The organism is Burkholderia sp. MSMB1835, assembly GCF_001526365.1.
Classification (GTDB): domain Bacteria; phylum Pseudomonadota; class Gammaproteobacteria; order Burkholderiales; family Burkholderiaceae; genus Burkholderia.
Genome location: NZ_LOYP01000042.1, coordinates 1 through 22,773, shown reverse-complemented (window position 1 = coordinate 22,773; position 22,773 = coordinate 1). Strand labels below are relative to the sequence as shown.

The following is a 22,773-nucleotide window of genomic DNA, read 5'->3' as shown; positions in this document are numbered from 1 at the left end:
GGGAGGCCGGTATCGCGTGCCAGCCGCAGGCGAAGACCTCAGGCCGCGATATCGGCGAACACGTCGCGGTCGACTACACCGGGCACGAGGCGCGGCTGCCGCAACCACTCGAACGCGAGCTCGACGATCGTCGGCGTCGGCCGGCTGCAATGTAGCGACCTGAGCGATTCGCGGTCGATCCACGCGCAGTGTGCGATCTCCTGCGCGGGACGCGCGATCGCAGCCGGATCGATCTCGGCGAGAAACACGTGATGCAGCTTGTGCGTGCCCGCGATCCGGAACAAGTAGCGCGCGTTGCCGCACGCGAGCCCGGTTTCCTCCTGCAATTCGCGCCGCGCGGCGTCGCGCAGCGATTCGCCGTCGTGCGGCTTGCCGCCGGGCAGCGCCCAGCGGGCATTCAACCGGGCGACCAGAAGGATCCGGTCGCCGCGTCGACAAAGGACGGTGGCGCGTTCTTTCATTTCGGTTTCCTGATTTCATGCCCGCGTCGAACGGCGGACAAAAAGACGCCGCCCGCGAAGGGCGGCAAGGTAAGGACAGTTCGCTACTGCGTGCCGGACGAGATGACCGTTTCGTCCAGCACGGCCATTGTCGCGAGACGATGTCGCGCAGTGAATCGGACGGGTCCGATTCGAAGGCGGATCGGGCGGAAACTCGACCCGGGGCGGTTGCGTACCGCGACGCGGCAATCGGCGCCGTGGTCGTGATGGCGGTGGGGCGCTCCGGGCGCGCCCGCCGCCGCGGCGATTACACGCGTCGGACGCGCGTGCTGTCCGTGCGACGCTCCGCGTCGTGCACGATGTGCAGCTCCCGCGTGCGGATCGGCAGCGCGCACTCCGCATCGGCGAGCGTCTTGCGCACCTGGCGCGCGAGGCGCCAGCGCATCGCCCAGAACTTGTCGGTATGCGTCCACACGCGCATGTTCGCGACGGCCGTGCTGTCGTCGAAGCGCATCACCATCACGTCCGGCGCCGGGTCCTGCAGCACGTCGGGATCGGCCACGGCCAGTGCGTGCAGCGCCTCGAGCGCGCGATCGATATCGTCGTGCACGGACACTTCCACTTCGAGATCGAGGCGGCGCGTCGGGTTGCGCGTGTAGTTGCGGATCGCGCTGCCCCACAGTGCGCTGTTCGGCACGTATTCGCAGATGCCGTCCGGCTTCGTGAGGCGCGTCATGAAGAGCCCGACCTCTTCGACGGTGCCCGCGACGCCCGTGCCGCCGTCGATGTAGTCGCCGACCTTGAACGGCCGCAGCAGCAGAAGCATGATGCCGGCCGCGATGTTCTGCATCGTGCCCTGCAGCGCGAGCCCGATGGCCAGGCCGGCCGCGCCGAGCACCGCGACGATGCTCGCGGTTTCGATGCCGAGCTGCGACAGCGCGCCGACGATCGCGACGATGCGGATGCCCCATACGGCGACGTCGCAGAGGATCGGCCGCAGCGTGTCGTCGACGCGTTCCTTGTTCGAGAGCAGCCGGTTCAGCCAGTTGCCGATGCGTTTCGACAGCCACCAGCCGGCGACGAGCAGCGCCACTGCGGCGCAGAGTTTGATGGAAAGCGTGGACAACGCGTTCCACAGGAACGTCCAGCGTTCCGGATGAAGTTGATCGAGAAACATGACGGGATTCCGGTTGAATGAAACGATGCGCGGCGCGCATGAGCGTGCGCAGGCAGCGTTCGACCATGCACGGCGCGCGATGGTTCGCACGCGTGAGTGGAGGCGGAGTCGTTGTCGTGCCGGATGAACGGTACATCCGGATTTCGTTCCAGTACTAAACGTTGTTCAAGGAAAATAGGATTGGTCCTATTTGCCCGTTTCAAGCCGCCCGATACACTCGATTTCATATTGCCGGATCGCGACGCCTGTTCCTCCGCGATACCCGGTTTTCCCGAATTTCCATTGATAGCGAGTGACGACGTCATGCGGTTCGACCTGCGTTCCCGTCTCGCACGCGAACAAGGTCGATCCGCCCGATGCGGCGTCGCGCGTTTCCCGATGTACCGCGCGCTGTTGCGCGGCGTCATCGCGGCAGCCTGCGTGGCCGGCGCCCAGAGCGCGCCAGCTCAGGGCGCTCACGATGTCGCCCCCTTCGCATTCGCGATGGCGGAAACCACCGACCTTGGCGACGTGCCTTTCTTCAATTCCGCGCGCACGACGTGGGGTGGCCTGCGTGTATCGGCAGCGCCGCTCGACGTCGCGTACGCGCCGCATGCATCGAACTTCTCGTCGAGCGGCGATAGCGACGACCCTGTCGCGCGCTTCGGCGCATGCGTGGCGTACCGCGTGCTGTGCGATACGGCGCGCGGTGCGGTCGAACGCGCGTACGCGACCCGGTTCGATTACGGGCTTGCGTCGCCGCTGCGCGTGCTGGGATCGTCGGCGGCATTCGAGCGGCGTCCCGTCGATTTGACTTCCGCCGAACCGTTCGTGCTCGCGCAGCCCGATCGCGGCGCGCGAGCCGGTGCGATCGATGGCACGCTGCAGGCGTCGCTTGCACTCGCCGAGCTGCCCGACGGCGTTGCCGCGCAGGTCCTGCGCGCGTTGGCCGGCCGTATCGATGCGAAGCAACGCGGCGCGGTCGGCGACACCTTCCGCGTGGCATACGAACCCGACGACGGTGCGGCGGCGCCGGGCCGCGTGCGCGCGACGGCGTTCGACGTCCGTTTCCGCGGCCAGCGGGTTTCAGGTGTGTGGTTCGCAACAGGGGCACACGCGTCGGGCGCCTATTACGACTTCGACGGCATGCCGCTCGCCGGCGCACACTTCGCGATGCCGGTCGCGGCGACGCGGATCAGCTCGCAGTTCGGCACGCGCGTGCATCCGGTGAGCGGTGCGCGTCACGTGCATTCGGGTGTCGATCTCGCGGCGCCGGCAGGTCGTGCCGTCCATGCGTCGGCGCACGGCGTCGTGACGTTCATCGGCACCGAGCCGCGCGGCTTCGGCAAGTACGTGGTGATTCGTCATGACGACGGTTACGCGTCGTACTACGCGCACCTGTCGGCGTTCGAGCCGACGCTGCGAGTCGGCGCGCGCGTCGTGCGCGGCGAGCGTGTCGGCGCGGTCGGCAGCACGGGTACGGCGACCGGCCCGCATCTCCATTTCGAGGTGCGGCGGCACGACCGTCTCGTCGACCCGATCGAACTGGTACAGGCGGCCCGTGCGGCGAAGCTGAAGGGAGAACGGCGCGTGGCGTTCAACCGTGCGACGCATGCCGCGCGGACGCAACTGGCGTCGGCCGCGTGGTCACAGTCGGTCGCGATGTCGGCGACGGTCGCGCCGAGCGCAGGCTGAGCGTCGGTGGGTGCCCGTCCGTCTCGGCCGGCGGCGTGCGCGATCGCGCATTCGCGCGTCGGTTCGCCGGTGCGCCCGAATTCGCACGGCAAGACATCATGCGAAGCAACATCGCTGAATGGCGTATGACCCGTACGCAGTGAATCGTTCGACGAACGATGTCAAATTTTCCGATCGTTTCGGATTGCAACGCGATCGGCATTTCGATGCGGCAACGCAGCCCGGTAAATTTCACCGGTTTCCGTTTGGCCAGCCCGCGAAGTTTGCAGATATCCCGCTTTTCTGCGACGCAGCAAATTTTCCTTCATTGTTTCCCAGTACGAAATTAATCGACCTCTGATTGTCGATATATCTCATTTGGTTCTTGTGATTATTTCGAGACAGGTGCTATAACGCGTTTCACGTACCGATTGATAGCAATAACATCATCAATAAAGGCCGGCGGAACGATGAAAAGAAAAACGAGGCACCTGGGTTTGGGTGGGATGGCGATCCTGACCGGCGCGATGCCGGTGGGCGTCCATGCGGCGTGTTCGGCCACGGCGCCGGGCAGCGGCGCGACGGTCACGTGTTCCGGCGCTGGCATCCCTTCGGTCGTGGCCACGGCCGGCAGTACCAACGTGACGATCAATCTCGATGCGACCGCGACGGGCAGCTATGTGCTGAGCGCCACGCCGACGCCGTTCTCCGTCGACACGTCGAGCGCGATCGCCAACAACGGCAGCGTGTCGATGTCCGGCAACGGCACGGGCGTCGCGAACCGCGGCGCGGCGCTGCTCGGCGTGAACAACGGCAACACGCTCACGAACGGCGCGAGCGGCACGATCTCGACGACGGGCGCGTACAACGACGGGATGGCCGCGAACGGCAACAACAACACGCTCGTCAACAACGGCGCGATCGCGACCACCGGCAACAACGCGTACGGGATGACGGCCGCGTGGGGGCAGAGCAACCCGGGCGCGTCGGGCAACCAGATCGTCAACACGGGCACCGTGACGACATCCGGCAGCAACGCACGCGCGGCATCGCTGCTCGGCGGCAACGGTACGATCACCAACAGCGGCACGCTGACGTCGAACGGCAAGGACGCGCCGGCCGTCTACATGCAGGGCAACAACGACACGCTGGTCAACAGCGGCACGATCCAGACTACCGGCACCGCGACGAGCGGCGGCAGCGTCGACGCGGTCGTGTCGAACACGCTCGGCAGCTCGTTTACCGCGACGATCACGAACCAGGCCGGCGGCAGAATCATCAGCAACAACGGCATCGGCGTGCGCTCGACCAACGGTGCGACGACGATCACCAACGCGGGGCTGATCCAGGGCGGCGGCGGCACCGCGATCCAGGGCGGCAACGGCAACGTGACGCTGATCCTGCAGACCGGCTCGCAGATCGTCGGCACGGCGAACGGTGGCGCCGGTACCAACACGGTGACGCTGCAGGGCACGGGCACCGCGTCGAACGCATTCACGAATTTCCAGAGCCTGACGATGGCCGGCGCCGACTGGACGTGGGCCGGCACCGGCACGTTCTCGACCGCGCTCGTGCAGAGCGGCACGCTGAACCTCACGGGTACGCTCGGCACGACGACGGCGTCGGTCGTCGCGACCGTCAACGCAGGCGCGACGCTGCAGGCGAATGCAGCGAATCTGCCGCTGTCCGTCACCGACAACGGGCTCGTGCGCTTCCAGCAGGACAGCGCCGGCACGTACACGGGTACGATCGGCGGTTCCGGCGCGGTGGAGAAAACCGGCGCGGGCACGCTGACGGTCTCGCCCTCGGCCACCGGCGGCAACACGTATTCGGGCGGCACGACGATCACGCAGGGCACGCTGTCGGTTGCGGCCGACAACGCGCTCGGCGCTTCGTCAGGATCGCTGATCTTCAATGGCGGCACGCTGCAACTCGGCAGCGCGTTCGATCTCGCGGCGAGCCGCGCGGTGTCGATCACGTCGAACGGCGGCACGATCGATACGCAGGGTTTCAATTCCACGATCGCGCAGAACGTCACGGGCGCCGGTTCGCTGACGAAGCTCGGCAGCGGCACGCTGACGTTGAACGGATCGAACAGCTACGCAGGCGGCACGAACGTGAATGCGGGCACCGTGGTCGTCGGCGACGGCACGAGCGCATCGGCGGCGCTGGGCGGCGGCGGGCCGGTGACGGTGGCAGCGGGCGCCACGCTCGGCGGCTACGGCAGCGTGACGGGCAACGTGACGAACAACGGCACGCTCTCGGTCGGGAATGCGCTCGCGAGCCTCGCCAGCGGCGCGACCGGCAATTTCCGGATCAACGGCAGCCTGACCAACGCAGGCCTCGCGCAGCTCGGCGGCAGCGGCGTGGGCAACACGCTGACGGTCGCCGGCAACTACGTCGGGCAGAACGCGACGATCGCCCTGAACACGACGCTCGCCGGCGACGGCGCACCGTCGGACAAGCTGATCGTCAGCGGCGGCGTGGCGAGCGGTGCGAGCACGCTGAAGGTGACGAACGTCGGCGGTGCGGGTGCGCAGACGGTGGCCGACGGCATCCAGGTCGTGCAGGCGACGAACGGCGCGACCACGAGCGCGAGCGCGTTCTCGCTGTCGGGCGGATCGGTCAGCGCAGGCGCCTATACATATTTTCTCGCGAAGGGCGGCGCATCGAACGGCACCGGCGAAAGCTGGTATCTGCGCAATACGGTGCCACCAAAGCCGGAGCCACCGGTCGTGCAGCCAGGTCAGCCGACGCCGCCGACCGAACCGCCGATCACGCCGGCCGAAGGCACGCCCGAATCGATCGTCGAAGCTGTGGACCATGCCGGCACCGGAGGCACGTCCGAACCCGTGTACCGTCCCGAAGTTCCGCTGTACGCGGAAGCGCCGGCTGTCGCGCGGCAGCTCGGGTTGCTGCAGATCGATACCTTCCACGATCGCCAGGGCGAACAGGGGCTGTTGGCCGAGAACGGTTCGGTGCCTGCGTCGTGGGCGCGCGTGTGGGGCGGCCACGGCGACATCAAGCAGAAGGGTGACGTGACGCCGTCGTTCGACGGCACGGTATGGGGGATGCAGATCGGGCAGGACCTGTATGCCGACACCACCGCCAGCGGCCATCGCAATCACTACGGCTTTTTTCTCGGTTTCTCGCGTGCCGTGGGCGATGTGAACGGCTTCGCGCTCGCGCAGCAGGACATGGGCGTGGGTTCGCTGCAGGTCAACGCATACAACCTCGGCGGCTACTGGACGCACATCGGCCCGGGCGGCTGGTACACGGATGCGGTCGTGATGGGCAGCGCGCTCACGGTGCGCACGCATTCGAACGACCACGTGAACGGTTCGACGGACGGCAATGCATTCACGGGTTCCGTGGAAGCCGGCTTCCCGGTGGCGCTGGGCGGCGGGCTGACGCTGGAGCCGCAGGCGCAGCTGGTGTGGCAATGGCTGTCGTTGGGCAAGTTCAACGACGGCGTGTCGGACGTCACCTGGAACAACGGCAACACGTTCCTCGGCCGGATCGGCGCGCGGCTGCAATATGCGTTCGAGGCGAACGGCGTGAGCTGGAAGCCGTATCTGCGGCTGAACGTGCTGCGCTCGTTCGGCACGGACGACAAGACGACGTTCGGCGGCACGACGACGCTCGGCACGCAGGTGGGGCAGACGGCCGGGCAGATCGGCGCGGGGCTCGTCGCGCAGCTGACGAAGCGCGGCAGCGTGTATGCGACGGTCAGCTATCTGACGAACCTCGGCGGCGAGCACCAGCGCACGATTACCGGGAACGCGGGCGTGCGCTGGGCGTGGTGAGGCCCGGCGCGTCGATCGCCGCGGCGGACGACTGCGGGCGGTCCGGCTGCGGCGCGAGCGCTCGATGCTCGCATCTGGCAGCGTATCGTTTGGAGCACAACAGCGTTTGAACCCTGTGGCCGCGCCCACCGGCCACCATCGAACGCCCGCGCCGCAGCCGGACCGTGCGCGGTATCCGGACGGCCGTCTGTCGAAGCCTGCGCTGCAAGCCCCGATCGCCAGTCGCTCGTCGAACCGGAATCGCACGTCGACAGCGTAGCCCGAAGGGCGACGCAGGCCAATCAGCCCGGTCCGAATCCACGCCGGTCGCGACGAACCATCAGGTCTGTCGGCCGAATCGAAGACCCATCGTTCTCCGTGTTTCCTCTCCTCGGCACCATCGGCCGCGGGTCGTTCCCGCGCGCCTTCGACGATTGCATGACCTGAATCGTCCCGCCATCGCCGCATCTTCGTCGCGGAAATGTCAACAACTGTGCGCCCGCGCGCCGAATCATCCCAGTCCGATGGACCCGCCGAAAGTGCCTGCGTAGCATCAAGCGATTGCATCGGTCGCTGTATGTCGTATGCCGGGATTCCGCATCCAATCGGCTCTTTCGGCCCGATGCAACGGAGAAAATCGATGCGTGCGGAATCCGCTCCGTGATCGGCCAGATGAGGAAGCAGGAAAATGAATGAAAAGCAGTCCTTGCAATTGAATACGAGGCGTACACGCCAGTGTGTGCTGAAGCCGCTCGCCGTGTTGATTCCGCTGATTGCGGCCGGCCACGCATATGCGGTTCAAGGCGGCACGATCGCAGCCGGCGCGGGCAGCATCGCGCACAACGGCCCGAACACGCAGATCGACCAGGCGTCGTCGAATATGGTCGTCAACTGGAAGAATTTCGACATCGGCAAGGGCGAGACGGTCAACATCGCGCAGCCGAACGCCAATGCCGCGATCCTGAACCGCGTGCAGTCGGGCGACCTGACGTCGATTCAAGGCGCGCTGAACGCGAACGGGCGCGTGTTCGTCGTGAACCCGAACGGCATCGTGGTCGGCAAGGGCGCGACGATCAATGCGAACAGCGTGGTGCTGTCCGCTGCCGACGTGTCGGACGGCGACTTCATGGCGAATCGCTCAATGACATTGCACAACGACAACGGCGCGGCAGGCACCGTGCGGAACGACGGCTCGATCGTGACGCAGAGTGGCGCGCTGCTGGCGGGCGCGCGCGTGATCAACGGCCCGGACGGGGTCGTGTCGGCCCGGAACGGCAACGTCGCGCTCGAGGCGGGTGACAAGGTGATGCTCCAGCTCGGTCCGGACGGCAACATGGATTCCGTCTACGTCAGCGCAGGTGCGCGGAATGCGTTGGCGGCCAACGACGGAGTGGTATCGGCCCAGAACGGCTGGGCGCGACTCGAAGGCTATACGACCGATGCGTTGCGTGCCGAAGTCGTACGCAATACCGGCCACCTCGAAGCGACGTCGCTTTCGGGGCTGGGTGCAAAGGAGGGCGTGGGCATGGTCAATGTCTACGCCACTGGCGACACGCCGAGGACCGCGGATATTCGTTTCGGCGGCAATATCAGCGCGCGCGATGTCTTCGTCAGCGGTTCAGGCGTGACGCTCGACGGCGCGACACTGCATACTCGCGCCGAAGATGGCACGCGACGCGGAAACGATACGGCCGTACATGCCAATCGGGTTACCGTATCGTCGAACGGCGCGATGTCCGATGGCACGTTGAGAATCACCGGAAGTGGAACGGACGCGACTTATCTTCAGCAGGGTGATCTGGTCGTGACCGACGGTGCCATGAGCGCTTCGGGATTCGATCGGATCGCTCAGAGCGGCGGACTGCTGTACGCAAAAGGCCGCGTCGATCTTTCCGCGAACGAGATCGCACTCGCCGACGTGACGACGCCCGACTTCCTGATGGCGAGAGCGGCAGGTGATCTTACGGTTACCGGAACGGGTACGGTCGATGCTCAACAAGTCGAGTTGAATGCAGGCAACGACCTGAATGTCGACGGACATGTTCGCGTGAGCGGTGTCGGGGGACTGACGGGCAAGAACGTGAATATTGCCGGTGCGGTGACGACGCCTGACGTGGGGCGTGGCGGGTCATTGTTCATATCGACGAGCGAAGGTGGCGGTGGTGTGCTTCGGGTCGACGGCGTGGTTGACGGTCGGCACGTCCTGTTTTACGGGGATCAAGGCGTCGAGCAATCACCGAAAGGGATTTTGCGCGGGGGCCAGTATTTGCGGGTCACGACCAGCGAGAACGGTCACGTGACGCTCAACGGCACGGTCCATGCACCGTCGGGTTATGCCGTCGCGAACTCCGCCAATTCGTCGACCTACTACGCGCCGGGCGACTACGCACCCGGACAGGCACACGGCGCGACCGTCGTGCCGGTCGATCCGGTCGATCCGGTACAACCGGGCCGGGGCGGTTCGATCGTTGCCGGCACGGGCACCATCGCTCAGGACGGCAAGGTCACCGACGTGCAGCAGTCGACCGACCGAATGGTCGTGAACTGGAAGGATTTCGACATCGCACGCGACGAGGCCATCAATTTCCGGCAACCGAATGCGAATGCAGCCGTGCTCAACCGCGTGGCATCCGGCAAGGTCACGTCGATCGACGGCGCGCTGAACGCGAACGGCCGCGTCTTCGTGCTGAATCCGGACGGCATCGTGGTCGGCAAGGACGCGACGATCAACGCGAACGGCGTGACGCTGGCGGCCGCCGACACGTCGGACGACGACTTCATGCAGAAGCGCGCGCTGCGCTTCAACATGGATCCGGCCAAGCGCGGGTTCGTCCGGAACGAAGGGACGATCGCGTCGCGCACCGGCGCGGCGCTGATCGGCCGCGAGGCGAGCAACCTCGCGTCCGGACGGATCACGAGCGGCAACGGCAACGTCGCGCTGGCCGCAGGCGGCGGCGCAACGATGTCGCTGAACGCGGACGGCAGCCTGAACCAGGTCGACGTGACGGATGCGACCGATCGCGCACTGGTGGCGAACGACGGCCGGATCACGGCCGACAACGGTTATGCGAGCCTGCAGGCCTACGCATCCGGCGCGGCCGATGCGGAGGTGGCGCGCAACCGCGGCCAGATCGACGCGATCAACCGGTCGAACGCGAGCCGGTCGGCAACCGGCCTGAGCCGGGGCGACGTGCTGATCAGCGGCCGCAATGCCGATAACGGCGACCAGGGCGGTATCGTCAACATCCGCGGCCGGATCACAGGGCAGAACATCCGCCTGGCCAGCACCGGCGACCTGAATCTGTCGAACGGCGCCACGCTGGGCACGCGAAACGTCGGCCCCGACTACGGCGTGACGCTGGCCGGCCGGCGCGTGGCGATCGCATCGACCGGCGCGACGATCAACGGCGATGCGACCGTGCAGGGTGTGGGCGATAACGCCACGTACGTGCAGGACGGGCCGCTGAACACGTCCGGCCAGTTGTCGATGAGCAACATCAGCACGTCGCGATAAACCGCGCCGCATGCCGCACGGAATGCCTTCCGTGCGGCATGGGCGAACGCGAACGCGACGCTTGCGTTCGCCTTCGCCTTCGCGCGTTCCGGGGCAGGCGATCGTTACGCCTGCCCGCTATTGAATTCATCGGTAGTCGTCGCGGCGCTTGTCGCGATTGCTTCATCCGACGGATGCACGGCTTCGCGCCGCTCGATTTCCGTCACATCCGCTGCAACGCAGGCTTGCGGCGTCGCATCCTGAATCTCTCGAAGCGCCGCATGACCGGAAGCCGCAGCAGGCGTCCGCGCCTGACTTGCGGCTATTTGTTGGCGGAACTCATCATGAAATCGACGTTAACCATGGGTCGTCGCATGGACGGTGCGACGGCGCGCATCTCTGCCTCCGCGTTGCTGCTGTTCGCTGCCGCTCGTGCCGACGGGCAGACCTTGCAGCCGCCCGGGAACGCGGGCCAGTTGCTGCAGCAGAATCAGTCGCTGTTGTCCCCCGGCGTCGACGGCGTGCGCCGGCAGGACGGCGCGGACGATGGGGTCGTCGACGAGCGCGCACGCGCCGCCGGAAGCGGCATGACGACGCTGCACGTCACGCGCTTCGAGTTGAACGAAGCCCTGGGCGAACCGCTCGACAGCGACGTCGCGCGGCTGTTCGCGAGCGCGGCAGGCCGCGATCTGACGTTCGAGCAGATCACGATGGTGCGCATGCAGCTCAACGCGCTGCTGCGTCGGCAGCTCGGCTTGCTGGTGTTCGCGATCCTGCCGGAGCAGGATGCGCGCGACGGAGTCGTGCGTTTCACGGTCGTGCGCGGGCATGTCGAAAGCATCGAACTGCACAATCGCTCGCGTGTGTCGGACGCGACGCTCGAGCGCGTCGTGCCGGGTGCGGGCAAGCGCGGGGCTGCGCTGCTCGCGATCACGCGCCCCGATCTGAGCGACGTGCAGCACGCCGCGCAGATCGCGCGCACATTGCCCGGTGTCGCATCCGTGACGCCGATGCTGACGCAAGGCGAGACCGAGGGCGGCACGCGCGTGGTGCTCGACGTCGCGCCCGAACCGGCCATCGAAGCGACGGCGGTCGCCGACAACGGCGGATCGCCGAGTACCGGACGCTACCGGGTCGGCGCGCAGGTGACGGCGAACAGCCCGCTGGGCATCGGCGATCGCGCGCGCGTGCTGGCCTACAATGCGCCGTCCGCGATTCAGGATCGGGACGGCGCGCATGGCAAGACGTGGATCGGTCTCGCTTCGTACGATGTCCCGCTGGGCGGCGCGGGAACGCGCGGCGGCGTTCAGTACTCTCGCGTTCAATATGCGTTGGGTGGCCCCTTGCAGGATCTGGGCGACGGTTATGCGGACGTGATCGGCGCGTATGTCAGGCATCCGCTGGTATCGACGCCCAAGGACGATCTGAGTGTCGGTGTCGCGTACAACCGGAAGCTGCTGAAGGACTCGTTCTTTTCCTACGCGTTTCGCCGGCGCTCGAACGTGGCGAGCGTCTCGCTGAACGGCTCGCATTTCGGCGACTGGAAAGGGCGGGCAAACGGGCTGCAATATGCGTTCACGGTCGATGCCGGCGACGTGAAACAGCTCGATGTCGGACTGGGCGATCCGTCCACGCAGGGACGCTTCGTGAAGTGGGGCGGCTCCGCCGATTTCACGCAGATGCTGTGGCCGGGCGCCAATATTCGGGCACGAATGAGCGCGCAGTTCGCGAGCACGCACCTCGATCCGTCGGAGCAGATGTCGCTGGGTGGACCGAATGCGGTGCGCGCCTATGGATACGACGCGCCGAGCGTCGATCAAGGCGCAATCGCGTCGGTCGATCTGACGCAGGAGATTGCCGCGGTGCCCGGCCTTTCGGCCCGCGTGTTCGCGGATGTCGGCCGCGGTCAGATCAACAAGTCGCGCTCGCTGGCCGGTGCGGACAACACGTGGAACGCGCGCGGCTACGGCGTGGGGCTGTCGTATCAGTACAAGGCCCGGGCGCGCGTCGACGTGTCTCATGCGTTCAGGGTCGGCGCACCGGCCGGCCAACGGCCGGACGCTGGACAGACATGGGTCACGGCGACGCTCAATTTCTGAGCGTCGCGCTCCCGGATCGCCACGCCATGAGAGCTGGCGATGGCCGGGGCATGCGCCCCGGTGCCGCGCAATCCTCAGCCCAACGGCCAGTTCAGGAACACGATGCCGTCGTTGTAATCGTCATCGGTGCCGTCTTCCGAGCCGACGATCCCGAAGTACGACTTCTTGAAGATGTCGACCTGGCGCGAGCCGAGCCGCGACGGCTTGCCGTTCACCGTCACGATCACGCGCACGCGTCCCTTGCCGGAGTCGAGCACCTTCGTGCCGAGATTCTGGTCCTGGACGCCGGCGCCCTTGAACGTGGCGGCCGGTTGCGGGTTGTCGTCGATGTAGACGTCGATCGTCTGGTCGTTCGCCGCATTGGTGAGCGCGGTCACGCCGAACTTGGTGTTCGGCGGGAGGTTGAACGTGCCGTCGCGTTCGCCGCCGCCGCCGATGTTGCCGGCGCCGCTGCCGCTGCTGCCGGTTTCGGCGCCCTGGTTTCCGCCGGACTGGGATGGCGATGGTGCGGACGCTTCGCCGATCGCGGAAAGGCTGGCGAACGAATCGATATGCATCGTGCTGCCGCGCACGCTCTTCCACTGCGCTTTCACGAACGTGACGTCGCTCGTGACGTCGATCGCGACGACGAGCGTGAACGGCATGCGTCCGCTCGTTTCCGGTGCCTTGGTGGAATGGGTGAAGCAGCCGTCCGCGACCACGCCCTTGTCGGTCGCGACAGCGAAATAGATGCCGGGATAGTTGTTGCCGGTGGCGTACGGCGTCGGCACGTTGAGCGTGACCAGCAGCTTGCCGTCGCGAATGTTTTCCTTCGCGATGTCGAGGCGCAGGCCCGGTATGTCGACGTACGTTTCGGACGTCAGGACGGGCGCGCTATTGATCGAAGTCGAAAGAATGGGCATGAAGGTCTCCGGTGTCGAAACGGGTTTCGATCGAGTCGCCGTGCGCGATTCGATGCGCAATCGTCGAGCCGCCGCCGCAAGCGGCAGCCCGACGACCGCGACTGTCTGCCGATCGTTCGGTCGATCAGCCGATCGGCCACTGCAGCACGACGATGCCGTCGTTGTAGTCGCTGTCGTGACCGTCTTCCGACACGACGATCCCGAAGTTCACCGTGAACGGCGAGCCGTCCGACTTCTTGCCGGTGATCGGCGCGAGCCGCGCGTCGGTGGCCGACGGTTTGCCGTTCGCCGTGATTTCGAAGCGGATCTTGCCGTTGCCGGAATTCAGCGTGGCTTCGCGCGGGCCGTCGCGCGTGGTCAGCTTGTGATAGGCGGCGGGTTCGGTGCTGTCGCCGATGAACAGCTTGATGTGCTGCTGCTCGGCGGCATTCGCGAAGAAAATCGCGCGGAAATCGGTATTCGGCGGAATCGAGAATTCGCCGGCGCGATTCGAGGACGTTTGAGAGTCGGCCATGCTTTCCTCCTGAGGAACGGTGTTTAAGGCGTCTCGCCGCGTCAGGCAAACGTTTGCCGTTTGAAACGCGGTGTGAAAAGCATGTCGAAAAATAAATTGAAAAATATTCGCCGGCGGATTATTTATTGTTCAATCAATTGAAATTGACGGCGAATCGATTGACTTGAATGGAATATATGAAACGATATTGGTGTTTTCGATAAATTGTATCGACGCGAATTGCGTTTCTTTGAATGATCCGTTGTGGCGCCGGTCCGGCTTCGGAGCGGACGCTCGGCGTTCGCATATGGCAGCGTTGCGTTTCAACACCATCAATCTCTGTCGTGGCCGCGCCCACCGACCACCACCGAACGCCCACGCCGAAGCCGGACGGCAAAGGAGAGGGTGCGGCAAGCGGCGAAGATGTGGACCGACTCACTCCGACATGAATAGGGCTTCGCCGATGCCGCACCACGAAAGCATATCGGCGGGCGGCGCCTGCGCCTATCGGACTGGGCTGATTCTGGTGGCCACGCGTTCGGTACGGGTATCGCCGCGAATCCGGCGGCCGCGCAACCGGCGGCGATCGGCGGCTTTCCGATAGCGATGCACGACACGAGCAACTGACCGAGCAGGAGATCGAGCGACGCTGCGACGAGCGTGCCGAAGGTGTCGATTGGCACGCCGCGGTTCCGGTCGTCCGAATGACGAAAGTTATCCATCACCGTGTCGCCGATGAGGCGGATCCGATCGCCGGCCGTGATCGCGTGCCGGCGAAATCAGCCCAGTCCGATTTACTTGCCCGCGTACCGAACGCGATACTGGAATCGGTGAATTTCCATTCAAACGAGCGCGGTGCGGTTTGCCGAGGACGTACTCCTATGGACATCATGGGCTATCGACACATCATCGGGCGGCTGGCGACACGGGTCGCGCATCCGTTCGCAGGCGTGCGGCTCCAGTGCGGGCCGTGTGCCCGGCGCCCTGCCGTCGTGGTGGCGATGGCGGGATCGATGTTCGGGTCGATGTGCGTCGCGGCGCCTCACGCGCACGAGCTGCGGCGGCCGGCCGCGATCGGGATGCACGACGGCGCGAATACCCCGCACCCCGGTTTCATCGCGCGTCCGGCCGCCGCACCCGGCGGTGCGGCGCCGAGCGGCTCCGACGAAGCGAGCCGAAAAGCGCGCGAGTCGGCCACGCTGGCGGCGGCTCACGCCAAGGCGCGCTATCCGCGCAAGCCCGACGCGTCGTCCGACACGGCGAAGGCGCTCGGCATGACCGATGCCGAGCTGGCGTCGTGGCTCATCGACATCCGCCGGCAGGCATCGGCCCCGATCCTGCGGCCGCAGCGACGCGGCGAGGCCGAGCTTCACCCGATGTATCCGGCGCGCCCGACCGACTCCTGACGCCGCCCGCGCCTTCTTCCAACGACCGGCCGCCCGCCGGTCGCATGCCCCGCCCATTTCCCGCGCACGCTTCGCCGTGCGCCGGCGACGGCGCATCCAACCATAAACGGAGACCCGCATGCAGTTCTACGACGAAATGCATCTCGAAGGCGGCGCCGTGCGGCGCCACTACGAAGCGTTCCAGCATTGGCTGAGCGAGCAGACCGACGACACGATGCGCCGCAAGCGCGCGGAAGCGGATCTGATGTTCCGGCGGGTCGGCATCACGTTCGCCGTCAACGGCGACGAATCGGGCGGCGAGCGGCTCATTCCGTTCGACCAGATTCCGCGCATCGTGCCGGCCGACGCTTGGCGCACGCTCGAAGCCGGCCTGCGGCAGCGCGTCGAGGCGCTGAACCGGTTCCTGCACGACATCTACCACCGCGGCGACATCGTGCGCGCGGGCATCGTGCCGGCCGCGCAGATCTACGCGAACGCGCAGTACCGGCCCGAAATGCAGAACGTCGAGGTGCCGCGCGACATTCGCGCGCACATCGCAGGCGTCGACCTCGTGCGGGCCGGCGACGACGGGGCGTTCTACGTGCTCGAGGACAACCTGCGCGTGCCGTCGGGCGTGTCGTACATGCTGGAGAACCGCAAGATGATGATGCGGCTCTTTCCCGATCTGTTCGTGCGCAACCGCATCGCGCCCGTCGCGCATTATCCGGACCTGCTGCTCGACACGCTGCGCGCGAGTGCGCCGGACGGCGTCGACGATCCGGCAGTCGTCGTGATGACGCCGGGCATGTACAACTCCGCGTATTTCGAGCACACGTTCCTCGCGCAGCAGATGGGCGTCGAGCTCGTCGAGGGCAAGGACTTGTTCGTTGACGGCGGGCACGTGTACATGCGGACGACTCACGGGCCGAAGCGCGTCGACGTGATCTATCGCCGGCTCGACGACGATTTTCTCGATCCGCTCGCGTTCCGCAGCGATTCGGCGCTCGGCGTGCCGGGGCTGCTCGGCGCGTATCGCGCGGGACGCGTGACGATCGCGAACGCGATCGGCACCGGCATCGCCGACGACAAGTCGATCTACCCGTTCGTGCCCGACATGATCGCGTTCTATCTCGGCGAGCAGCCGATCCTGAACAACGTGCCGACCTACCAGTGCCGCAAGCCCGACGATCTCGCGTACACGCTTGCGCATCTGCCCGAGCTCGTCGTCAAGGAAGTGCACGGCGCGGGCGGCTACGGGATGCTCGTCGGCCCGGCCGCGACCCGGGCCGAGATCGACGCGTTCCGCGCGCGGCTCGTCGCGCAGCCGGACAACTACATCGCGCAGCCGACGCTTGCGCTGTCCACCTGCCCGACCTTCGTCGAAGCCGGCATCGCGCCGCGCCATATCGACCTGCGTCCGTTCGTGCTGTCGGGCCGCACCGTGAAGATGGTCGCGGGGGGGCTCACGCGCGTCGCGCTGAAAGAAGGCTCGCTGGTGGTGAATTCGTCGCAGGGCGGCGGCACGAAGGACACGTGGGTCGCGGGCTGAGCCCGAAGCGCAGGGCCGCCGGATGGAGCGACGGCCGGAATCACAAGACACAGGAGGCAGCATGCTGAGCCGCACCGCGGATCATATCTACTGGATGGCGCGCTATCTGGAGCGAGCGGAGAACACCGCGCGCATCGTCGACATCAATCTCAAATCGCTGCTGCTGCCGCAGGGCGCCGAACGGCAGCGCCGCACGCTGCGCGCGCTGCTGCGCTCGGTCGAACTCGAACCCGCGTTCGCGGCGAAACATGGCGAACCCGCGCCGGAAACCGTCATCGCGTTTCTGGTCGCCGATCGCGACAACCCGTCGAGCATTTACGCGTGCCTGCGCAGCGCGCGGGAGAACGCGCGCGCGGTGCGCGGCCTGTTGACGACGGAGTGGTGGGAGACGATCAACCACACGTGGATCGAGTGCGTCGAGCAGCTCGGATCGGATGCGCTCGCGTCCGATCCGCATGGGTTCCTCGAATGGGTGAAGTCGCGCGTGCACCTCGCGCGCGGCGTGTCGATCGGCACCGCGATGCGCGACGACGCCTATTACTTCTCGCGGCTCGGCACGTTTCTCGAGCGTGCGGACAACGTCGCGCGGATGCTCGACGTGCGCTTTCTCGACATCGAACAGGCGACGGCCGACACCCCCGACGAGATCGACGAGTTCTATTACTGGACGTCGATTCTCACGTCGGTGTCGGGCATGGAGATTTATCACAAGGTCTATCGCGACGTCGTGACACCCGAGCGCGTGGCCGAACTGCTGTTGCTGAACCCCGCGATGCCGCGCTCGCTGCGCGCGGCGATCGACGATTTCTGCATGACGCTCGACAAGCTGAAGAACGCCGCGTCGGCCGAATGCGAACGCGAGGCCGGCCGACTGCGCGCGGAACTGCACTACGCGGATATCCGCAAGATCCGCGCGCAGGGGCTGCACGCGTTCCTGAACGAATCGCTCGAGCGCGTCTATGCGCTCGGCAACATGGTCTCGCGCGCCTTCATGATGTCCGCGAGCTGAATCGAGGTTTCCATGTATCTGACCATCCGACACGACACGATCTATCGCTATTCGGCGCCGCTCACCTATTCGATCCAGCAGATCCGGATGACGCCGCCTACGCTGCCGTCGCAGTACGTCGCGGGCTGGCGGATCGCCGCGCCCGGCGCGCTCGACGCATCGACCGACGCATACGGCAACGCGCTGCATTCGCTGGTCGTCACGCGGCCGCTGACCGAGATCGCGCTGCACGCGCACGGCGCGATCGACACGCAACCGCTCGACGACGGCCGGCTCGGGCTCGATCCGGGGCCCGTGCCGGTCGAGCACTACACGTGCCCGACGCGGCTCACCGAGGCCGACGACGCGATCCGCGAACTCGCCGTGCCGCTCGGCGCGGGCGACGGGCCCGATGCGTTCGTCGCGCTGGCCGAGCGGATCGCGGGCACGGTTGCGTACCGGCAGGGCGTCACGGCCGCGACGAGCACGGCGGCCGATGCGCTGGCGCTGCGCCACGGCGTATGCCAGGACCACGCGCATCTGATGCTCGCATGCTGTCGCGCCGGCGGCGTGCCCGCGCGTTACGTAAGCGGCTATTTCGATGCGGGCGACGTCGAGCATGCCGCGAGCCATGCGTGGGTCGACGTATGGGTGCGCGAGATCGGCTGGGTGTCGATCGACGTCACGCACGCGCGCTTCGCGGGCGAAGCGTATTGCAGTGTCGCGACGGGGCGCGACTACGAAGCGGCGGCGCCCGTGCGCGGCATGCGCATCGGCGGCGGCGAAGAATCGCTCGACGTGAAGGTGGACGTGCAGGCAGGAGGCGCGCAATGACGTACTGTGTCGCGATGCGCGTGGACGAAGGGCTCGTGTTCCTGTCCGATTCGCGCACCAACGCGGGCATCGATCACGTGAGCACGTTCCGCAAGATGGTGCTGTTCGAGGTACCGGACGAGCAGGTCGTCGTGCTGCTGTCGTCCGGCAATCTCGCGATCACGCAGGCCGTGACGCAGCATCTGGCGTCGCAGCCGAAGACCGATCCGCAGTCGATCTGGCGCGTGCGCTCGATGCACGATGCGGCGCGGCTCGTCGGCGACGCGGTGCGGGCCGTCCACGCGCGCGACGCGCAATCGCTGCGCGAATTCGGCGTCGATTTCAACTGCAGCTTCATCGTCGGCGGGCAGGTGCGCGGGGAGGCGCCGCGACTGTTCCAGATCTATGCGGCCGGCAACTTCATCGAGGCGTCGACGCTGAGCCCGTATGTGCAGATCGGCGAAGCGAAGTACGGCAAGCCGATCATCGAGCGGATGCTGTGCGAAGCGATGTCGCTCGCGGACGCGACGAAGTGCGCGCTGATCTCGATGAACTCGACGATCCGTTCGAACGTGTCGGTCGGCTTGCCGGTCGATCTGCTGGTGTACGAGCGCGATACGCTGAGCGCGACGAAGTTCGCGACCTTCGACGAACACGATCCCTATTACGGGATGCTGAATACGACGTGGGCGCAGCGGCAGCGGGCGATGTTCGACGAGATTCCGAATTTGCCGTGGGCGGAAGTGGGCACGGTGGCGCCGCCGAAAGTGGCGCCGGGGCGGACGGCGTTGCGGGACGGCGCGGAGGGCGACACGAGCACGATGTGCGCGCGAGGGGGCGAGTAGGCGGGCCGCTTTCCCGCGCGGTGCGTTGCCGTTCCATCGAGCGCGGCGATTCGCGGCTGGCATCCCGGCACCGCAAAATCAGACTCGACTGATTCCGATTCCCCTTCGTCTCCACGACAATTTCAGTTCCACGAGGCGCCGGGCATGGCCCCTGCCGCTTCGTGGAAACGATCTGCGATTGCGGCCGCTCCTGTCGAGCGGCCGTTTTTTTGCGTCATGTCACGCTACGTCAACGGAGAACCATGGTGACGATGTCGGTTGAACGACTGATTCCTGAAATCCTGTTCGGCTTCACGGGCCTGGTCGGCATCATCAATCCGATCGGCATGGCTTTCGTGTTTCTCGAGCGCACGCAGTCGCTGACGGAAGCCGAGCGTGCGCAACTGACGAAGAAGCTGGCGATCAACGTGTTCGGCACGCTGCTCGTGATCTTCTTCGTCGGCGCGCCGGTGCTGAACTTCTTCGGTATCTCGATGGAGGCGCTGCGGATCGGCGGCGGGTTCGCGGTGGCGGTCGCCGGCTGGTCGATGCTGAATGCGCCCGACGTGCCGGGCGGCTCCGCGCCGGCGCAGGGCGGCGATCTGCAAAGCCTGATGTCGCGCGCGTTCTTTCCGCTGACGGTGCCGCTCACGATCGGCCCCGGTTCGATCGCGGCCGGTATCGCGCTGCACGCGAACCGCACGCGCGGCGTGGCCGACTATTTGATGTCGGGGGTGATTTCGGTGGCGGTAGCCGCGCTGGTCGCGCTCGCGATCTGGCAGATCTATAGCCGCGCGACGACGCTCGCCCGATATCTCGGCGCCGACGGGACGAAGGTCGCCATGCGCGTGTCGGCGTTCCTGCTGCTGTGCGTGGGCGTGCAGATCATGCTGACGGGCGTGTCGGAGTTCGTCCGTACGGTGGGCGCGCAGGCGGGGTGAGCGTGCTGCAGCCGTCATTCGCCGATATGAGTCGCGCGGCAGCTGACGCCCGCCCTGGCGGCGTCGAACGTCGACGGTCGAAAAGGCGATGCACGGCACCGATCGCCGCCGGACGGCTCCGATCGACACGGCCCGATAGGGCGCGCGGAGCCCGGCATGCGGGCGCGGGGAGATCGACAGCAACCCGGTGAAGATTAGGACTGGTCCGATTTAGTCGCTGCGAAGGAATGCCTAAAGTGGCGTTGGCTATGGCGTCGCGATCGCCCCGCGGCGAACGGCGACATCGTCACCGCACGGTATGCCGGGCGCATGGCCCGACGTGCCGTTGCGGGCAGTCGTTCGGCCGAACGCTGCGCGTCGCCGATGGCCGGTGATCGCGGACTGGATTGGTGCCGAACGACCTGGTCGCCAATCTCCGCGTTTTGGCTGCATTCGTTCATCACAGCCGGGCCCACAGCGATTCACCGCTTACCTGCCGGGCGATACGGGAGTCTCGTCGTGCACTACAACATTTGCATCGCCCGGCCCGAGGGCTACGCGCATTCGGGCGCGTTCACGGAACTCGCCGAAGTCATCGCTTACGGGCTGGAAGATCTCGGTCACGGCGTCAGCTTCAGCGAGAACAACATGATGGCGGGCGCGCGCAACATCGTGATCGGTTGCCATCTTGCCGATCCCGGCGCGACCGGGCACGTCCCGAACGACACGATAATCGTCAATACCGAGCAGCTCCATGTCGACGAACAACCGTGGAACCAGAACATCTACCGCTGGACCGCTCGTTACGAGACGTGGGACTACAGCAAGCGGAACATCGCGAAGCTGCGCCACCTGGGCATCGGGCATGCACGCTACTTGAAACTCGGTTTCCATCCGAAGCTGCGTCGTGTTGCGCATGACGTAGAACAGGACATCGACGTGTTGTTCTACGGCACGATCGGGCCGCGGCGAGCGGCGATACTCGACGCGTTGCGGGCGCGCGGTCTGACAGTGGGTGTCGTGAGCGGAGTCTACGGCCAAGCGCGCGACGCGTACGTCGCGCGTGCCAAAGTCGTGCTGAACCTGCATCACTACGCATCCCACATCTTCGAGATCGTGCGTGTGTTCTATCTGATGACGAACGGCAAGGCCGTAGTCGGCGAGGTGTCGCCGACCACGGCGGTCGACGACGACTATGCGGGCGGATTCCATGCAACGTCATACGACGGGCTGGTCGACGCATGCGTCGAGCTGGTCCGGAATACTTCACGGCGTCGGCTGCTGGAGGCGGAGGCGCTCAGAACGATACGCCGGCATTCGCAGGCACGCGCGCTTGCGCCGCTGCTGAGACCGGAGCCGACGGCTGCGTAGCAGCGCGGACCCGGCGCACCCGACCGTATCCGGTACGGGTCCGTTCGAGTCGACGCGCTACGCCGGGTCGATCGTGAAATTCGCGAACGCGTAGTGCGCGCGGCACGTCCACAGCGTGTCGCCGCCGCGATGGAACACCGCGACGCCGTCGCGCACGGTCATCCGCGCGCGCGGATACACGGCGCCGTGGCCGTTGACGGCCGCGGCGAGATCGTTGCGTTCCTTGCAGGCGGCCCAGTATTCGCCGTCTTGCAATGTCGTCTGTCGTGAGTTCATGTCGACTCCGAGCGAGATCGGTAAGGCGGTGGGGCGTACGCGCGACAGGCTCCGATGCGGACGCTCGACGCTCGCATATGGCAGCGTTATCGAGTTGCAGCAAGATCAGCGCCCTTCAAAGCGTGGCCGCGCCCACCGGCCACCATCGAGCGCCCGCATCGAAGCCGTCGCAGGCGGACGGTGCGCGAGATCCGGAATCGCGTGAGCGTTGCCCGGTGAGGCGCGCTCAGCGCCGTCGATCCGGTACCGCGCAAAACAAGCTTATCGTCGAAGGCACCGTCGGCCTATCGGACTGGGATGATTCGGCAGGTGGGCAATCGACGCTCAAAGCCCCCACGCAAGATAGTGCGACACGCCGATCGTCAGCGCGGCTCCGATCAACGCCGCATACGGCATCGCATTCAGCCACCATGCGCGCTTCGGCACGTCGAGCGCCATGTCGCGCTGCATCTGCGCGGGGAAGCGGCCGCGGTCCTGCCAGTAGTGGCGATAGAGGAACACCGGCACGATCAGCAGCATCGCGATCAGCCCGTTGCGCAGCGTGCCTTCGCCTTGCAGGTTCGCGCCCGCGCCGACGTAGACGAGGTTCGCGTAGCCGCAGATCG

Annotated in this window: 17 protein-coding genes and 1 pseudogene; 11 read left to right on the top strand and 7 right to left on the bottom strand. The window is 66.3% G+C overall.

Going from position 1 to position 22,773, the window contains the following annotated elements:
- Nucleotides 1-38: 38 nt before the first annotated feature.
- The 3 genes from WS96_RS16455 to WS96_RS34530 form a co-directional block, all read right to left on the bottom strand.
- Entirely contained in the window at nt 39-461 is a 423-nt protein-coding gene (locus WS96_RS16455) for an NUDIX hydrolase (protein ID WP_059833843.1), read from the bottom strand.
- 286 nt (nt 462-747) lie between these two features.
- On the bottom strand, nt 748-1,617 hold the full coding sequence (locus tag WS96_RS16450; RefSeq protein WP_059833841.1) for a mechanosensitive ion channel family protein: 870 nt from the start codon (nt 1,615-1,617) through the stop codon (nt 748-750).
- Nucleotides 1,618-1,803: 186 nt separating this feature from the next.
- Nucleotides 1,804-2,076 (bottom strand): hypothetical protein, encoded by a 273-nt coding sequence (locus WS96_RS34530; protein ID WP_257128007.1) that lies wholly within the window; start codon nt 2,074-2,076, stop codon nt 1,804-1,806.
- A gap of 24 nt (nt 2,077-2,100) precedes the next feature.
- On the opposite strand from WS96_RS34530, the gene WS96_RS16445 reads away from it, so the two are divergent.
- The 4 genes from WS96_RS16445 to WS96_RS16430 all read left to right on the top strand — a co-directional run bounded on the left by WS96_RS16445 (nt 2,101) and on the right by WS96_RS16430 (nt 12,647).
- Nucleotides 2,101-3,291 (top strand): M23 family metallopeptidase, encoded by a 1,191-nt coding sequence (locus WS96_RS16445; RefSeq protein ID WP_257128006.1) that lies wholly within the window; start codon nt 2,101-2,103, stop codon nt 3,289-3,291.
- Between the two features lie 485 nt (nt 3,292-3,776).
- A complete protein-coding gene (locus WS96_RS16440; RefSeq protein ID WP_059833837.1) occupies nt 3,777-7,076 on the top strand; it encodes an autotransporter outer membrane beta-barrel domain-containing protein in 3,300 nt (1,099 codons plus the stop codon).
- A gap of 667 nt (nt 7,077-7,743) precedes the next feature.
- Nucleotides 7,744-10,569: a two-partner secretion domain-containing protein gene (locus WS96_RS16435; RefSeq protein ID WP_082720273.1), complete on the top strand. Its 2,826-nt coding sequence runs from the start codon at nt 7,744-7,746 to the stop codon at nt 10,567-10,569.
- Nucleotides 10,570-10,892: 323 nt separating this feature from the next.
- On the top strand, nt 10,893-12,647 hold the full coding sequence (locus tag WS96_RS16430) for a ShlB/FhaC/HecB family hemolysin secretion/activation protein (protein ID WP_179949949.1): 1,755 nt from the start codon (nt 10,893-10,895) through the stop codon (nt 12,645-12,647).
- 74 nt (nt 12,648-12,721) lie between these two features.
- Here the strand turns inward: WS96_RS16430 and WS96_RS16425 are convergent, their stop codons facing one another.
- Both WS96_RS16425 and WS96_RS16420 read right to left on the bottom strand, forming a co-directional pair.
- Nucleotides 12,722-13,549, bottom strand: coding sequence for a fucose-binding lectin II (locus WS96_RS16425; protein ID WP_059833831.1), 828 nt, complete (start codon nt 13,547-13,549; stop codon nt 12,722-12,724).
- A gap of 124 nt (nt 13,550-13,673) precedes the next feature.
- On the bottom strand, nt 13,674-14,063 hold the full coding sequence (locus tag WS96_RS16420) for a fucose-binding lectin II (RefSeq protein WP_059833828.1): 390 nt from the start codon (nt 14,061-14,063) through the stop codon (nt 13,674-13,676).
- A gap of 869 nt (nt 14,064-14,932) precedes the next feature.
- Here WS96_RS16420 and WS96_RS16415 point away from each other — a divergent pair.
- The 7 genes from WS96_RS16415 to WS96_RS16385 all read left to right on the top strand — a co-directional run bounded on the left by WS96_RS16415 (nt 14,933) and on the right by WS96_RS16385 (nt 21,892).
- Nucleotides 14,933-15,448: a hypothetical protein gene (locus tag WS96_RS16415; RefSeq protein WP_155294398.1), complete on the top strand. Its 516-nt coding sequence runs from the start codon at nt 14,933-14,935 to the stop codon at nt 15,446-15,448.
- Nucleotides 15,449-15,566: 118 nt separating this feature from the next.
- Entirely contained in the window at nt 15,567-16,976 is a 1,410-nt protein-coding gene (locus WS96_RS16410; RefSeq protein ID WP_059833826.1) for a circularly permuted type 2 ATP-grasp protein, read from the top strand.
- 61 nt (nt 16,977-17,037) lie between these two features.
- The gene (locus tag WS96_RS16405; RefSeq protein WP_034205681.1) at nt 17,038-17,985 is read left to right on the top strand and encodes an alpha-E domain-containing protein; all 948 of its coding nucleotides are present in this window, start codon (nt 17,038-17,040) and stop codon (nt 17,983-17,985) included.
- Between the two features lie 12 nt (nt 17,986-17,997).
- A complete protein-coding gene (locus tag WS96_RS16400) occupies nt 17,998-18,798 on the top strand; it encodes a transglutaminase family protein (protein ID WP_059833824.1) in 801 nt (266 codons plus the stop codon).
- Nucleotides 18,795-19,622, top strand: coding sequence for a peptidase (locus tag WS96_RS16395; RefSeq protein ID WP_059833822.1), 828 nt, complete (start codon nt 18,795-18,797; stop codon nt 19,620-19,622). Before WS96_RS16400 ends, WS96_RS16395 begins: the two co-directional genes overlap by 4 nt.
- Before the next feature lie 251 nt (nt 19,623-19,873).
- Nucleotides 19,874-20,542: a MarC family protein gene (locus WS96_RS16390; RefSeq protein WP_034206280.1), complete on the top strand. Its 669-nt coding sequence runs from the start codon at nt 19,874-19,876 to the stop codon at nt 20,540-20,542.
- Between the two features lie 309 nt (nt 20,543-20,851).
- A complete protein-coding gene (locus WS96_RS16385) occupies nt 20,852-21,892 on the top strand; it encodes a hypothetical protein (RefSeq protein WP_257128004.1) in 1,041 nt (346 codons plus the stop codon).
- 57 nt (nt 21,893-21,949) lie between these two features.
- On the opposite strand, the gene WS96_RS16380 is transcribed toward WS96_RS16385, so the two are convergent.
- Nucleotides 21,950-22,168 carry a hypothetical protein gene (locus WS96_RS16380; protein ID WP_059833818.1) on the bottom strand — a complete coding sequence of 73 codons (219 nt, stop codon included), beginning with the start codon at nt 22,166-22,168 and terminating at the stop codon, nt 21,950-21,952.
- Between the two features lie 324 nt (nt 22,169-22,492).
- Nucleotides 22,493-22,773 (bottom strand): annotated as a pseudogene (locus tag WS96_RS16375) (amino acid permease); the annotation flags it as partial.